The sequence below is a fragment of the Vagococcus fluvialis genome (assembly GCF_048815235.1).
Lineage (GTDB): Bacteria > Bacillota > Bacilli > Lactobacillales > Vagococcaceae > Vagococcus.
In genome coordinates this window covers 35,360-49,491 of the sequence record NZ_JBMEAO010000016.1, presented here as the reverse complement: position 1 = coordinate 49,491, position 14,132 = coordinate 35,360, and the positions used below count along the sequence as shown (strand labels likewise).

14 protein-coding genes are annotated in these 14,132 nt (G+C 33.3%); 13 read left to right on the top strand and 1 reads right to left on the bottom strand.

Annotation, left to right across the window (positions count from 1 at the left end; translation table 11 throughout):
* Positions 1-34 precede the first annotated feature (34 nt).
* The 3 genes from ACODH8_RS11155 (at position 35) to acpS (ending at position 3,575) form a co-directional block, all read left to right on the top strand.
* A complete protein-coding gene (locus tag ACODH8_RS11155) occupies positions 35-1,405 on the top strand; it encodes a UDP-N-acetylmuramoyl-tripeptide--D-alanyl-D-alanine ligase (protein WP_332466503.1) in 1,371 nt (456 codons plus the stop codon).
* A 133-nt stretch (positions 1,406-1,538) separates the two neighbouring features.
* Positions 1,539-3,140 (top strand): DEAD/DEAH box helicase, encoded by a 1,602-nt coding sequence (locus tag ACODH8_RS11150; protein WP_420504259.1) that lies wholly within the window; start codon positions 1,539-1,541, stop codon positions 3,138-3,140.
* A gap of 84 nt (positions 3,141-3,224) precedes the next feature.
* Positions 3,225-3,575: a holo-ACP synthase gene (gene acpS / locus ACODH8_RS11145; protein ID WP_420517734.1), complete on the top strand. Its 351-nt coding sequence runs from the start codon at positions 3,225-3,227 to the stop codon at positions 3,573-3,575.
* Positions 3,576-3,610: 35 nt separating this feature from the next.
* Here the strand turns inward: acpS and ACODH8_RS11140 are convergent, their stop codons facing one another.
* A complete protein-coding gene (locus ACODH8_RS11140; RefSeq protein ID WP_332466507.1) occupies positions 3,611-4,003 on the bottom strand; it encodes a hypothetical protein in 393 nt (130 codons plus the stop codon).
* Between the two features lie 122 nt (positions 4,004-4,125).
* Between ACODH8_RS11140 and ACODH8_RS11135 the strand changes: the two genes are divergently transcribed.
* From ACODH8_RS11135 to rsmB, 10 genes are all read left to right on the top strand, one after another.
* Complete coding sequence (locus tag ACODH8_RS11135) at positions 4,126-5,814, top strand: patatin-like phospholipase family protein (protein WP_332466508.1); 1,689 nt, start codon at positions 4,126-4,128, stop codon at positions 5,812-5,814.
* A 1-nt stretch (position 5,815) separates the two neighbouring features.
* A complete protein-coding gene (locus ACODH8_RS11130; RefSeq protein ID WP_086340958.1) occupies positions 5,816-6,034 on the top strand; it encodes a YdbC family protein in 219 nt (72 codons plus the stop codon).
* A gap of 8 nt (positions 6,035-6,042) precedes the next feature.
* Positions 6,043-6,927 carry a YicC/YloC family endoribonuclease gene (locus ACODH8_RS11125; RefSeq protein WP_332466509.1) on the top strand — a complete coding sequence of 295 codons (885 nt, stop codon included), beginning with the start codon at positions 6,043-6,045 and terminating at the stop codon, positions 6,925-6,927.
* 103 nt (positions 6,928-7,030) lie between these two features.
* A complete protein-coding gene (gene gmk / locus ACODH8_RS11120; RefSeq protein WP_332466510.1) occupies positions 7,031-7,645 on the top strand; it encodes a guanylate kinase in 615 nt (204 codons plus the stop codon).
* Positions 7,645-7,956 (top strand): DNA-directed RNA polymerase subunit omega, encoded by a 312-nt coding sequence (rpoZ, locus tag ACODH8_RS11115; RefSeq protein WP_332466542.1) that lies wholly within the window; start codon positions 7,645-7,647, stop codon positions 7,954-7,956. The genes gmk and rpoZ overlap by 1 nt, the downstream gene beginning before the upstream one ends.
* A gap of 202 nt (positions 7,957-8,158) precedes the next feature.
* The gene (locus ACODH8_RS11110; RefSeq protein WP_332466511.1) at positions 8,159-8,755 is read left to right on the top strand and encodes a class I SAM-dependent methyltransferase; all 597 of its coding nucleotides are present in this window, start codon (positions 8,159-8,161) and stop codon (positions 8,753-8,755) included.
* A gap of 130 nt (positions 8,756-8,885) precedes the next feature.
* Positions 8,886-11,303, top strand: coding sequence for a primosomal protein N' (gene priA, locus ACODH8_RS11105; RefSeq protein ID WP_332466512.1), 2,418 nt, complete (start codon positions 8,886-8,888; stop codon positions 11,301-11,303).
* Positions 11,304-11,317: 14 nt separating this feature from the next.
* Positions 11,318-11,809, top strand: a complete 492-nt coding sequence (def, locus tag ACODH8_RS11100; RefSeq protein WP_332466513.1) for a peptide deformylase — start codon at positions 11,318-11,320, stop codon at positions 11,807-11,809.
* A complete protein-coding gene (gene fmt / locus ACODH8_RS11095) occupies positions 11,802-12,746 on the top strand; it encodes a methionyl-tRNA formyltransferase (protein ID WP_332466514.1) in 945 nt (314 codons plus the stop codon). Before def ends, fmt begins: the two co-directional genes overlap by 8 nt.
* On the top strand, positions 12,739-14,109 hold the full coding sequence (gene rsmB / locus ACODH8_RS11090; protein ID WP_332466515.1) for a 16S rRNA (cytosine(967)-C(5))-methyltransferase RsmB: 1,371 nt from the start codon (positions 12,739-12,741) through the stop codon (positions 14,107-14,109). The genes fmt and rsmB overlap by 8 nt, the downstream gene beginning before the upstream one ends.
* Positions 14,110-14,132: the final 23 nt, after the last annotated feature.

Sequence of the window (14,132 nt, the reverse complement as noted above, 5' to 3'; positions counted from 1 at the left end):
AGCTTTTTTATATGATAATGAGAGGATGAAACAAATGAGATTGAAAATAGAAGAAATAGTATCGGCTGTTAATGGTGTTTTACATCAGTTAAAATCAACTAACACAGAAATTACCCAAGTCGAATTTGATACGCGAAAAGTAGTTGAAGGCACTTTATTTGTTCCGTTAAAGGGAAATAGAGATGGCCACGATTTCATTGAAACAGCTTTTGAAAATGGCGCAGCATTAACTTTATCAGACCACATATTAGAAGAAGATGTGCCTTATATATTAGTAGAGGATACACAAAAAGCGTTACAAGATTTAGCTAAATATTACTTAAACAAAATTAATCCTAAAGTAGTTGGTATTACAGGAAGTAACGGGAAAACAACAACAAAAGATATGACAGCAGCAGTTGTGAGTCAGACGTTTAAAACCTATAAAACTCAAGGTAACTATAATAATGAGATAGGTTTACCTTACACTATTTTAAGCATGGATGAAGAGACTGAAGTGGCTGTATTAGAGATGGGAATGGACCGTAAAGGGGATATTGAGCTGTTGTCAAAAATAGGTCAACCAGATATAGCAGCAATTACGATTATTGGGGAATCACATATTGAATACTTAGGCTCTCGTAAGGGAATCGCTGAAGCTAAAATGGAAATTGTTTCAAGTTTGAAAAAAGAAGGAAGTCTGATTGTTCCTAATAATGAACCGTTATTAACACCTTTATTAAAAGATGTGACACAAAAAATTATTCAATTTGGATTGAATGATGAAGCAACTATTAAAGGAACGATTCTGTCTGAATTAAAAACTAAAACAACTTTTGTCACTAATTTATATCCAGATGTTACTTTTAGTATTCCTGTTTTAGGTAAATATAATGTGAATAACGCATTAATTGCTATTTCAGTAGGAAAAGAATTAGGTGTTCCTGTTGAAAAAATTGTATCTGGATTAGCAACTTTTGATTTAACTAAAAATAGAACAGAGTGGTTAGAAACAAAAGAAGGTATGTCAATTTTAAGTGATGTTTATAACGCAAACCCAACAGCGATGAAGTTAGTGCTAGATTCTTTTTCAAAAGTTGAAACAGTTGGTAAGAAAAAGGTAGTTCTTGGAGATATGTTGGAATTAGGTCATGAATCTAACTTGATGCATGAAAGTGTGGCAGCTCATTTAGATCCTAAAAAAATTGCAGATGTTTACTTGTACGGAAGTGAAATGGCGCATTTATATAAAGCGTTAGAAGATAAGTTTGAAAAAGAACATTTACACTTATTTAAAAAGGAAGAAAAAGAATTATTAAAATCAGAATTATCAAATCAATTAGCTGTTACAGATACTGTTTTTCTGAAAGGAAGTAATGGGATGGGATTAAGCGAAATTGTTGAATATTTATTAAATAATCATTAATAAGGCTTGTTCTGTTGAGAATTTATTTATAATATGATAGTATTACACGAATGCTCGTTTTCAATTTTTTTTCATAAATGGCAAATGATGAGAGAGAGTTGATACTGAGGCAGAGTTATTAGGAGGATATCATTTGAAATTTAGTGAATTAAAATTAGACGAAAAATTATTAAAGGCAATTGAAGCAATTGGATTTGAGGAAGCAACCCCTATACAAAGTGAAACAATTCCTTTGGCATTAGAAGGTAAAGACGTTATTGGTCAAGCTCAAACAGGTACTGGTAAAACAGCTGCTTTTGGTTTACCAATGTTAGACAAAATTGACACAACGAAATCGGCAATCCAAGGATTAGTTATTGCTCCAACAAGAGAATTAGCTATTCAAACACAAGAAGAACTTTACCGTTTGGGTAAAGAAAAAAGAATTAAAGTACAAGCTGTTTATGGTGGAGCCGATATTGGTCGTCAGATCAAATCATTAAAAAATAATCCACATATTGTTGTAGGAACACCTGGTAGAATGTTAGATCATATCAACCGTAAAACATTAAAATTAGATAAAGTTGAAACCTTAGTTTTAGATGAAGCAGATGAAATGTTAAACATGGGATTCTTAGAAGATATTGAATCAATTATCTCTAAAGTACCAGAAACAAGACAAACATTATTATTCTCAGCAACTATGCCAGATAGTATTAAACGTATTGGTGTTAAGTTCATGAAAGAACCAGAACACGTTAAAATTAAAGCTCAAGAAATGACAGCTAATTTAATTGATCAATACTTTGTACGTTGTAAAGAATTTGAAAAGTTCGATATTATGACTCGTTTATTCGATGTACAAAATCCAGAACTAACAATTGTATTTGGTCGTACAAAACGTCGTGTTGATGAATTAGCTCGTGGATTAGAGATGCGTGGTTATAAAGCAGAAGGTATTCATGGTGATTTACCTCAACATAAACGTATGAGTATCTTAAAAGCTTTCAAAAATGACGAAATTGATATTTTAGTAGCAACAGACGTAGCTGCTCGTGGATTAGATATTTCAGGAGTTTCTCACGTGTATAACTACGATATCCCTCAAGATCCAGAAAGTTATGTTCACCGTATTGGTCGTACAGGGCGTGCTGGTAAAGAAGGTATGTCAGTAACTTTTGTAACACCAAACGAAATGAGTTACTTAAACGTTATTGAAGATTTAACTAAGAAAAAAATGACACCACTTCGTCCACCTTCTAAAAAAGAAGCAATTGAAGGACAAATTGGGTCAGCTATTACAACAATTAAAGAATCAATGGCTGAAAATGGCTTAGATTCTTATAAAGATGCAGCAAATGAATTATTAGAAACTTATTCAGCAGAAGATTTAGCAGCCTTATTAATTAAGCAAATCGCTAAAGATGATGCGTCAGAAGTTCCTGTAAACATTACACCAGAACGTCCATTACCTAGTCGTGGTGGTAAACGTGGTGGTGGAAACCGTGGCGGAGGTCGCGGAGGAAACCGTGGTGGTAATCGCGGAGGAAACCGTGGCGGTAATCGTGAAGGCAATCGTGGTGGAAACCGTGAAGGCAATCGCGGAGGAAATCGTGAAGGTAACTTCTCTAAAAAAGATAACTACAACAAAAAAAATCGTGATAACAACAAACCAGGTGAAAACCGTAAACGCGGTAATGATAATGGTGGTAAAGATAAATCACGTGGATTCGTTATCCGTAACAACGCAAAATAATAAGTTAAAAGCCAATACGATTCGTATTGGCTTTTTTTATTTATTCATTTTATAATACGAATAAGACATAAAAAGGAGAAAAAAATGATTATTGGAATCGGAATTGATATTGTTGATTTAAGAAGAATAAAAGATATTATAAAAAATAATCCTAAATTTATTGATCGTGTGTTAACAGATAACGAAAAAAAAGTGTTTGAATCATTGGGAGAAAAACGAAAAGTAGAATATTTAGGTGGTCGATTTGCTTGCAAGGAAGCTTTTTCAAAAGCTTATGGAACTGGAATTGGAAAAGTAAGATTACTTGATATTGAGATATTAAATGAGGAAAATGGACGCCCTGTGATTACACAATCACCATTTAATGGGAATGTTCATGTTTCGATTTCACATACAGATGACACAGGGATTGCGCAAATCATTTTAGAAGAGTAAATAAAAAAGTAATGAAATTCAAAGAACTTCATTACTTAAATAGTTGGTTTATGATGATTACTTCGATTATTAACAATCGATATTTTTTTGATGTTTTTTGCTGAAATCATTCGAACTTGGTTATTTTTTTGAAGCTTTATGACAATAGCTTCAGGATTGTTTGCATGTTGATAAATGCGTCCAACCAAAGTTTCAAAACGACTTGTAGCTTTAACTTGAAGATCATCCCTATATTGAATAACCACAATACTTTTTTGTGCTATAGCTTGATTGATTTGTTGAAAAATATGATTAGCTTGTTTTTCTTTCTCAGAATCAGAGTCAATGAAAGAAGATAAAAACCGTTGAGATGATTGAGAAATAAATCGCGTAAATTTCTTGACGCTGTTTTCTGGCTCTGGTTTAATTGATCGGCTGCTACTAACCATGTTTTTGCCTCCCCTTTAATCTTTACTATCTTATTATACGAATGGCTATAGGCATAGTCAAATGATTAATTAAAAAAGTGGTAGTTATTACTTGGATTTTACAAAAAAAGGATGTGAATGACATGTTTAAGGAATTATATCCATCTGATTTTATACAACTTTCCTTTGAAAGGGCTGTTCAAATTTTACCTTTTAAAGTTAATGTGAAGGAAGCAATTGAAGCAATAGGGAAAGATATTATCCTTTTAAAGGATAATGATTATTTTTGTACATGGTCTAATAAAGATAAAGAAAAATATTTATTACATGTTTCAATAGAAGATAATCAACTTCAAGTAAAACAATTTATAGATTTAAAACCAAATAATTTAGAGTTAAAGGGAAGTGAGATATTACTTCAGTTAGCTAAAAAATTTAGAATGACTCAGATTGTTTTAGTAACCAATAAAAAATTTGATGTGGTAGATAAAAAACTGAGGGCTGAAAAATATCGTTATATCTCTGATTTAGGTTATGTTAGACGTGTTGATTACCATACAGGATTAGTTCTAGGTGGTGGAGGTGCTAAAGGAGCTTATCAAATTGGGGTGTGGCGAGCTTTAGAAGAATTATCAATAGAGTATCAGTTAATAAGTGGAACGTCTGTAGGTGCCTTAAATGGAGCTTTGTTACTACAAGGAGATATTGAAGTAGCAGAAGAAATGTGGCGAACGATTACTACTAATAAAATATTAGATGTTCCAGGTATGGAAGAAGGATATTCTATTAATCAATTGATTCAAAATTGGCAAAACTTAACATTGCGAGCTATCCAGAGTGGTGGTGTCGATACTAAACCTTTGTTAGATTTAATTAATAGATTAATGATTCCTGATATTATTTTTGAGAAAAAAACTGATTTTTATCTTGTTGTCACAACAACCCCGAAAATGGAAGAAAAGATAGTTTCTTTAAAAGAGATGACTGTTGATAATCTTCCTTTATGGCTGCTTGCATCTTCTTCTTTTTATCCTGCTATGGCTCCTTGTTTTATTGATGGAAATTACTATATCGATGGTGGTTACCGAAATAATGTACCTAAAGATGTACTGGTTGAGCAGGGGGCAACAGAATTAATAGTAGTTGATGTAAGTGGGCCAGGCTTATCAAAATCCTATAAGTTACCTCAAACTATTGTTGAAACTAAATTGAAAAGTCCATGGAAATTAGGAAGTATGCTTTTATTTGATGGGAATAGAGCGACATGGAATATGGAGCTTGGGTATTTAGAAACTATGAAAGTTTTTGGTCACCTAAAGGGAGTCGAGTATACTTTTTTTAAAACAGCTTTTAAAGAAGACTGTGTTTCTTTAAGTAAAGAGTTTTTTGTCTTTTTGCAAAAAGAACAAATTTTTACTGAGTGGTATAATAAAAAGACGTCATTAAAAATATGGGAATGGTTGATAAAGAATAGTCAAAGACCAGAAACTATTAGCTTATCGCTATTAGAATCATTAGGAAAAGAACTAGGAATCGCACCAACAGAAAGCTATACCTTAGAGAGTTTTTCTGAATTAGTAATAAATAAATGGCATAATAAAGAAGTAGGGGCATTTTCTGATAATATGCTTAAGTCTGTCAGTGAGTGGTTCTCTTTATATTTACAACAAAAGTCCCCTCTTTCAACTAAACAATTGTTAAATTATTATTATGCGTATTTTAAAACTGAGGGCAATAAACACAAAGAAGTTTTCTGGGGAATGATGGAAATTTCTTGGATGACTGGTTTAGAAGCATTGTTTTTAATATTTTTAGAAGAGAGGAATAAATAAAATGGCACAAGAATTTTCATATGAAATTGTAGAAGAAATAGCAGTTTTATCAGAGAACCCAAAAGGATGGACAAAAGAGTTGAATCTGGTTAGTTGGAATGGACGTCCACCTAAATTCGATTTAAGAGATTGGGCTCCAGGACATGAAAAAATGGGTAAGGGAATTACCTTATCAAATGAAGAGTTTGATATTTTAAGAAATACACTAAAACAAATGTAGGTGAAGAAATGAAAAGTATGACTGGATATGGTAAAAGTACTTGTTTAAGAGATAATTATCAGATTGTGGTTGAAATAAAATCAGTGAATCATCGTTTCTTAGATACGGTTATTAGAATGCCAAGAGATTTTAATGCTCTGGAAATGAAGTTGAAAAATTGTGTCAAAACCTATTTAACTCGTGGTCGTGTTGAATGTTTTGTGACAGTAAAAAAAGAAGCAGATGCTTATCAACAAATAGATATTAAGTGGGGCTTGTTAGACCAACTTGTCAAAGAATTAAATGACGCTAAAGATAGTCGTTATTCGGAATTCTCTTTTTCACCAAGTGATATTTTAACTGGTGCTGTTAATCATCCTTCTTTATTTGAAGTAAGTGAAAGTGAAATGACTGATAGTGAGCTTGAAAAAGATTTACTAACGACTTTTGAAGAAGCTGTTATCAATTTAAATGAGAGTCGATTAGAAGAAGGTTCAAAAATTAAAGAGTTATTTGTTACTTATATAGGAGACATCGAATCTGCGGTACAACAGATCTCTCTTCAATCAGAAGTGTTTGAAAAAGAGCATCATGAGAAGTTAGAGAAAAAAGTGATGGACTTAGTTGGAGAAGCAGTAGACGAAACGAGAATACTAACAGAAGTTGCTTTGTTAATTGAACGTGGTGATATCCATGAAGAATTAGATAGATTAGGTATCCATTTAGCTAAAATGGTAACTCTTTTAGCTAAAGAAGATGGAGTTGGGAAGGAAATGGACTTTTTAATTCAAGAGATGAACCGGGAAGTTAATACGATTGGTTCTAAATCAGCAAGTATTAGTATTAAAGAACAAGTTGTTCTCTTAAAAACAATTATCGAAAAAATTAGAGAACAGGTCCAAAATGTTGAATAAAAGAGAATATTTCTTAATATTTTAATCAAAGAGTCCTTGCAAAATTTCTTTCTAGAGTGCATTATAATAGATAAAACTAAAAAAGTATGGAAAGGAAGACACCATGTCAGAACGAGGGTTACTAATCGTATTGTCAGGTCCATCAGGCGTTGGTAAGGGGACAGTGCGTAAAGCAATATTTGAGAGTGAAGGCAATGAGTTTGAATATTCGATTTCAATGACAACTCGAAAAATGAGAGAAGGAGAGCAAGAAGGAGTTGATTACTTCTTTCGTTCAAGAGAGGAATTTGAAGCATTGATTCAAGCGGATAAAATGCTGGAACATGCAGAGTACGTAGGAAATTACTACGGTACACCCTTAGACTATGTCAATCAAACATTAGATGAAGGCAAGGATGTCTTTTTGGAAATAGAAGTTCAGGGAGCAATGAAAGTTAAAGAGAAAGTTCCTGATGGTGTATTCATTTTCTTAACACCACCTGATTTTGATGAATTAAAATCACGTATCGTTAATCGTGGAACAGATGATATGTCAGTTATTGACGAACGAATGAAAGTGGCTCGTGAAGAAGTTGAAATGATGCGTCATTATGATTATGCTGTAGTTAATGATAAAGTAGAACTAGCAGTAGATCGTATCAAAAAAATAATCGAAAGCGAGCATTACCGAGTTGATCGTGTAATCGAACGCTACGAGAAAATGTTAAAGGAGTTTTAATTATGTTACATCCATCAATTGATAAATTATTAGAACAAGTAGATTCAAAATATTCACTAGTTATTTTATCTAGTAAACGTGCTCATGAGTTAGACTTAGGAGCTCAACCAATGATTGAAGAGAACAAGTTTGTCTCTGTAAAAAATGTTGGACGTGGATTAGAAGAAATTGCTAATGGAGATGTGGTAATCGACCCAAATCCAGAATTAAAACGTGAGTTAGCTCGTCGTCAAGAAGAAGAAAAAAAAGCATTAAAACGTCGTGAACACCAAGAATTAGAAGCACGCGTTCAAATGGACCGTAAGATGTAATAAAAAAAGATTGTGGTATGAGTTGAAAACTTATATCGCAATCTTTTTTTTCAAGAATAAAAAGAAATTGTTTCAGAAGTTACGCTATTAAATAATGTTGTAAAGGAGTTAATCCGTTAATAGTTAAAGGTTTATTTTAGTCTATAGTTTAAACTTCTGATATACTGATGATTCATTTAAAAAAAGAGAGTAGGCGAATGTATTGGCTAATGAGCTATTTGATGAATTAGCAAAACGCTATGATTCAGACAAACAAATCTTTTTGGCGAGTATTATTCAAAAAGAAGTTGAAGCAGAGTTAGAAGAGTCACAAGATAAAACATTCTTAGATTATGGGAGTGGCACCGGCTTAGTGAGCCTTGATTTAGCTAGTTATGTGGATGAACTATATTTAGTTGATAGCTCAAAAGAAATGACTGCAATCACAGCGAACAAAATCCAAACCAATCAAATAAAAAACGCAAGTGCTTTATGTCGTGATTTAATAAAAGAAGATTTAACTTTTAAAGTAGACATTATTTTAGTTTCCTTAGTATTGCTACATATTCCAGATACAGATTTTGTCTTAAAACAATTGTATAAACATTTGAATCCAAAAGGGAAATTAATCATTGTTGATTTTGATAAAAATGAAAAGATTACTGACTCTAGAGTTCATAATGGTTTTGACAAACAAGAATTAAAAGAAAAGATGCAAACAACGGGTTTTGTCCATGTTTCCTCAGATACTTTTTATCAAGGTGAAAAGCTATTTATGAAAGAAGATGCTAGTTTGTGTTTAACATTAGGTTATAAATAATAAAACTGAAACATAAGTCTCAAGCTTATGTTTCAGTTTTTTATTGAGAGCTTTTGTGTCAGTAAAAAGTAGTAACAGACAAGACCTCTTTTTTTTAGTACAATTAAGCAGATGAGAAAGGATGAAAGAGATGGCATTTATTGCAGATATTATTGTGGATGTACCAACTATGCAAACGGATCAACCTTTCAGCTACCTTATTCCTGAAGAATTAAAAGAAGTTGTTGCAGTTGGAATGCGTGTAGAAGTTCCTTTTGGAAATGGTAATCGACATATACAAGGGTTTATTGTGGGGTTAAAAGAAGAAACAACAACTCAACCATTAAAACCAATAATCAATGTACTGGATCTTCATCCAGTATTAAATGAAGAATTACTTGAATTAGCTGATGAGATGAAAGAGACAACTTATTCATTTAAAATAACTTGTCTCCAAACTATGTTACCTAGTGTGATGCGTTCTTCCTATAAAAAATTAGTGACCCAAGTTAGTGATGACTTACCTCTTGTTATTAAAGACGATTTATTTTTAGGATTAGGTGAAATCGATTGGGAGGAAGCTAAAGAATCTCCTCATTTTCCAGAACTACTCCGTCTAAGAGCTGAAGGGAAAGTCGATATTCGTTATGAAGTCATGACTAAGAATAAAGTGAAAACAAAACGAGTTATCAAAAAGAACATGATTAATGAGTCTTTACTAATCGAAAAAGAGAGTATACGAAAAAATGCGACACAAAAATTACGTTTAGTAGATTTCTTACTCGAGATTGGGGAAGAAGAGTTTGCTATTTCGGAACTAATAGAGAATTTTGATATTGCTAGAAGCGCTATTAATGATGCTGCTAAAAGTGGTTGGTTAGTGATTGAAGAAAGAGAAGTCTACCGAGACCCTTATGCGTTGAGATCTTTTAAACAAGATTCTGCTTTAGATCTAAACGGAGAGCAAAATGAAGCTTTACAGGCACTTACGGATTCTATGGATGCGGAAGAATCAAAGGTATTTCTTTTAGAAGGTGTAACAGGTAGCGGGAAGACAGAAGTGTACCTACAAGCCATTGCTCATGCCTTAGATAAAAATCAAACGGCTATCATGTTAGTACCAGAAATTTCTTTAACGCCTCAAACAGTAACTAGATTTAAAAAACGTTTTGGAAATGATGTAGCAGTGCTTCATAGTGGGTTGTCTCAAGGTGAAAAATATGATGAATGGCGAAAAATAGAACGTAAAGAAGCTCGAGTAGTTGTTGGAGCAAGATCTGCTATTTTTGCTCCCTTAGATAATATTGGGTTAATTGTGATTGATGAAGAGCATGAAGGTAGTTATAAACAAGACGAGTCTCCAAGATACCATGCTAAAGATTTAGCTATTTGGCGAGGAAACTATCATAATTGTCCTGTATTATTAGGAAGTGCAACACCTTCTTTAGAAGCAAGAGCAAGAGCGCAAAAAAATGTGTATAAGCTGCTAACTTTGAAAGAAAGAGCTGTGGCAAAGGCGAGTTTACCTGATGTTCAAATTATTGATATGAGAGAATCCATGAAGTATTCAACGAGTCAAAATTTTTCACCTCTCCTATTAGAAAAATTACAAGAGAGATTAGTAAAAAAAGAGCAATCTGTTTTAATGTTAAATCGTCGAGGTTATTCTTCTTTTGTCATGTGTCGGGATTGTGGCTTTGTTCTACCTTGTCCAAATTGTGATATTTCACTAACATTACACATGGATACTAAACAAATGAAGTGTCATTATTGTGGTCATGAAGAGCGAATACCGTATCGTTGTTCTGTTTGTGATAGTGATAAGATTAGATATTACGGAACAGGAACTCAAAAAGTTGAGGAAGAGCTACAAACTATTTTACCTGAAGCGCGTGTGATTCGAATGGATGTGGACACCACTAGGCGAAAAGGAAGTCATGAAAAATTACTGACTCAGTTTGGTAGTGGCGAAGCAGATATTTTGTTAGGAACTCAAATGATTGCAAAAGGTCTTGATTTTCCAAATGTGACCTTAGTAGGTGTTTTAAATGCTGATACTGCGTTGAATCTTCCTGATTTTCGTTCAAGTGAAAAAACATTTCAATTATTAACACAAGTAAGTGGACGAGCAGGTCGTGGTGATAAAAAAGGTGAAGTGTTGATTCAGAGTTTTAATCCAAATCATTATGCCATTCAACTGGCCAAGGAACAAAATTTTGAAGGTTTTTATCAACATGAAATGAAATTACGACATAGAGGAAGTTACCCGCCTTATTATTTTACAACACAATTAGTGGTGAGCCATGAAGAAGAACATCAAGCTGCTAAAAAAATGCATGAAATAGTTCACTTTATGAAACAATATTTATCACCTAATGCTATTATGTTAGGTCCAACGCCAAAATCAGTTGCACGAATTAATAAAAGATATTACTATCAAACAGTGATTAAATATAAAAATGAACCGAACTTACCGGAAGCGTTGAAGAGTATCTTAGAAGATTCTCAAAAAGAAATGCGTAATGGTTTAAGAATTAGTATCGACCAAGAACCTCAGCACTTTATATAGAAAGAAGGATAATAATGAGAGAAATAGTGAAGTACCCTCATTTTGCATTACAACAAGCGACTAAAAAAGTAACAGAAATAGATGATGAGTTAATTATTTTATTAGATGAAATGTATGAAATCATTAAACGTGAAGACGCTATAGGTTTAGCGGCTAATCAATTAGGTGTATTAAAACGTGTTTTTGTAGTTGAGTTAGATGAAGAATCTGGATTATTTGAGATGATTAATCCTGAATTAATTAAACACTCAGGTAAATCAATTGATGTAGAAGGCTGTCTAAGTTTTCCAGATGTCTACGGAACAGTAGAAAGATATGAAGAAGTAACGATTCGTTACGTTGACCGTGATGGTTATGAAATGGAAGTTGATGCAACAGGTTATTTAGCCAGAGCCTTCCAACATGAGATGGAGCATCTAGATGGCAAAGTCTTTACAGATAAAATGATTGAAAAAATTGCTCCAGAAAATTTAGCTACTTTTATGGAGGAGAATGGTTATGACTAAAATAATATTTATGGGAACACCAGCTTTTTCAGTTCCAATTTTAAATGGTTTAGTAGAAGAAGGTTATGAAGTATTACGAGTAGTGACACAACCTGACCGCCCAGTGGGACGTAAAAAAGTGTTAACGCCACCTCCTGTAAAGGAAGCTGCTTTAGAGCATGGGATTAAAGTGTTACAACCTGAAAAAATTAGCGGTTCAGAAGAAATGGCTGAGCTTATGAGTTTAGAAGCCGATTTAATTGTAACAGCTGCTTTCGGTCAGTTCTTACCAGAAGCTTTGTTAGAGGCGCCAAAATTGGGTGCTATTAACGTTCATGCGTCTTTATTACCTAAATATCGTGGAGGTGCGCCTGTTCATTATTCTATTATTAATGGTGATGAAAAAACTGGTGTTACTATCATGCGAATGGTCAAAAAAATGGATGCAGGAGATATGTTAGCTCAAGAGAGTTTACCTATTTCAAAAACAGATGATGTAGGAAGTATGTTCGACAAATTAAGCTTATTAGGTAAAGAGATGCTACTAACTATGTTACCAAGCTTTTTAGAAGGTAAGATTGAAGAAATTCCTCAAAATGAAGCTGAAGTGACTTATTCACCTAATATTTCTAGAGAAGAAGAGCAAGTCTTTTGGGAAAAAAGTGCCACTTTAATAGATTGCCAAGTAAGAGGTATGCGTCCTTGGCCGGTTGCTTTTACAACTTATCAAGAAACACGTGTTAAATTATGGGATGTCACTCCTTTATTAGAAGAAGAAACGACTGAAGCGCCAGGAACTATTATTAAAATTAATAAAAAGAACTTCTGGGTTGCAAGTGGTGAGGGAACAGTGCTACAAATTAATGAATTACAACCAGCTGGAAAAGGTCAACTAAAAGCAGTTGAGTATCTGAACGGTGTGGGAAGAAGTATGGAAGTAGGGCAAACTTTTGAATAAAAATCGTAAATTACCTAGAAAAGTATATGAATCACCTAGATTGGCGGCTTTAGAACTACTAACTCAAGTTGCTGAAGAAGGAGCTTACTCTAATTTATTATTAAAAACATATATGACGAATCATCGTCTATCTGATAAAGATGGTCGTTTAATGACAGAGATTGTTTACGGTACAATTAGTCGTCGTATGACATTAGAATACGGGTTAACTGACTTTGTTGAAGATACCTCTAAAATAGAAGTGTGGGTAAGAGAGCTGTTATTATTATCAATGTATCAAATGGAATACTTAGATAAAGTACCTGTTTATAGTGTTATTAGTGAGGCTGTAAATATTGCAAAAGCTAAAGGCAATGATGGAATTGCTCGTTTTGTCAACGGTGTATTACGCAGTGTCCAACGTCAAGGTCCTAGACCAACAGAGGAAATTAAAAATAAACTAAAACGTTTATCTACTGAAATTAGTTTACCGAAATGGTTAACTAAAAAGTTAATTGAAGATATTGGTTATGAGGCCACAGAAGAATTAGGTTATTCTTTATTAGAACCTAGTCGTGTAAGTGCTAGAGTAGACACTAGAAAAATGTCTAGAGAAGAAGCTGTTGATGTACTAATTTCAGAAGGAATTGATGCTAGAGCAAGTATTGTCTCTCCTTTTGGTGTTGTTGCGGATAAAGGTTTTTTAGCAGGAAGTAGCCTATTTAAAGAAGGTGTTTTAACGATACAAGATGAAAGCTCGATGTTAGTAGCTCCAAGTATGCTAGTAGAACCTCACCATAAAGTGTTAGATGCTTGTGCAGCTCCTGGTGGGAAAACAGTCCATATTGCTACTTATTTAGATGAATCAGCAGGTGGAGAAGTAGTAGCTTTAGATATCTATGATCATAAAATTAAATTAATTGAAGAAAATGCTGAACGCTTAGGTGTTTCATCAGTTGTTAAAACAAAGTTATTAGATGCCCGTGAAGTGGAAAGAACATTTGAAAATGACACATTTGACCGTGTATTAGTTGATGCTCCTTGTTCAGGACTTGGTTTATTACGAAGAAAACCAGATATTAAATACAGTAAAAGTAGCCAAGATTTTCTAGAATTACAAGCCATCCAACTTGAAATTTTGGAAAGTGTTGTTACAAAAGTTAAAGAGTGGGGTATAATTACTTATAGTACGTGTACAATTACTTCTGAGGAAAACCAAGAAGTAATCACTAAATTTTTAGAAAAACATCCAAACTTTGAGAAAATTGAATTAGTAGGTGCAGAGAACTTAGACCTGAGTTATGAGGATAAGATGTTACAAATTTATCCACATCATTACCAAACAGACGGCTTTTTCATCTGCGCTTTACAAAGAAAAGCGTAATGGATTAAAAAGGGAGTGACAAC

Bases quoted from the DNA above. Each gene is read 5' to 3' on its own strand.
- ACODH8_RS11140 (WP_332466507.1), bottom strand. From the start codon at position 4,003: ATGGTTAGTAGCAGCCGATCAATTAAACCAGAGCCAGAAAACAGCGTC.
- ACODH8_RS11125 (WP_332466509.1), top strand. From the start codon at position 6,043: ATGAAAAGTATGACTGGATATGGTAAAAGTACTTGTTTAAGAGATAAT.
- priA (WP_332466512.1), top strand. From the start codon at position 8,886: ATGGCATTTATTGCAGATATTATTGTGGATGTACCAACTATGCAAACG.
- def (WP_332466513.1), top strand. From the start codon at position 11,318: ATGAGAGAAATAGTGAAGTACCCTCATTTTGCATTACAACAAGCGACT.
- gmk (WP_332466510.1), top strand. From the start codon at position 7,031: ATGTCAGAACGAGGGTTACTAATCGTATTGTCAGGTCCATCAGGCGTT.
- acpS (WP_420517734.1), top strand. From the start codon at position 3,225: ATGATTATTGGAATCGGAATTGATATTGTTGATTTAAGAAGAATAAAA.
- ACODH8_RS11155 (WP_332466503.1), top strand. From the start codon at position 35: ATGAGATTGAAAATAGAAGAAATAGTATCGGCTGTTAATGGTGTTTTA.
- ACODH8_RS11130 (WP_086340958.1), top strand. From the start codon at position 5,816: ATGGCACAAGAATTTTCATATGAAATTGTAGAAGAAATAGCAGTTTTA.
- ACODH8_RS11135 (WP_332466508.1), top strand. From the start codon at position 4,126: ATGTTTAAGGAATTATATCCATCTGATTTTATACAACTTTCCTTTGAA.
- fmt (WP_332466514.1), top strand. From the start codon at position 11,802: ATGACTAAAATAATATTTATGGGAACACCAGCTTTTTCAGTTCCAATT.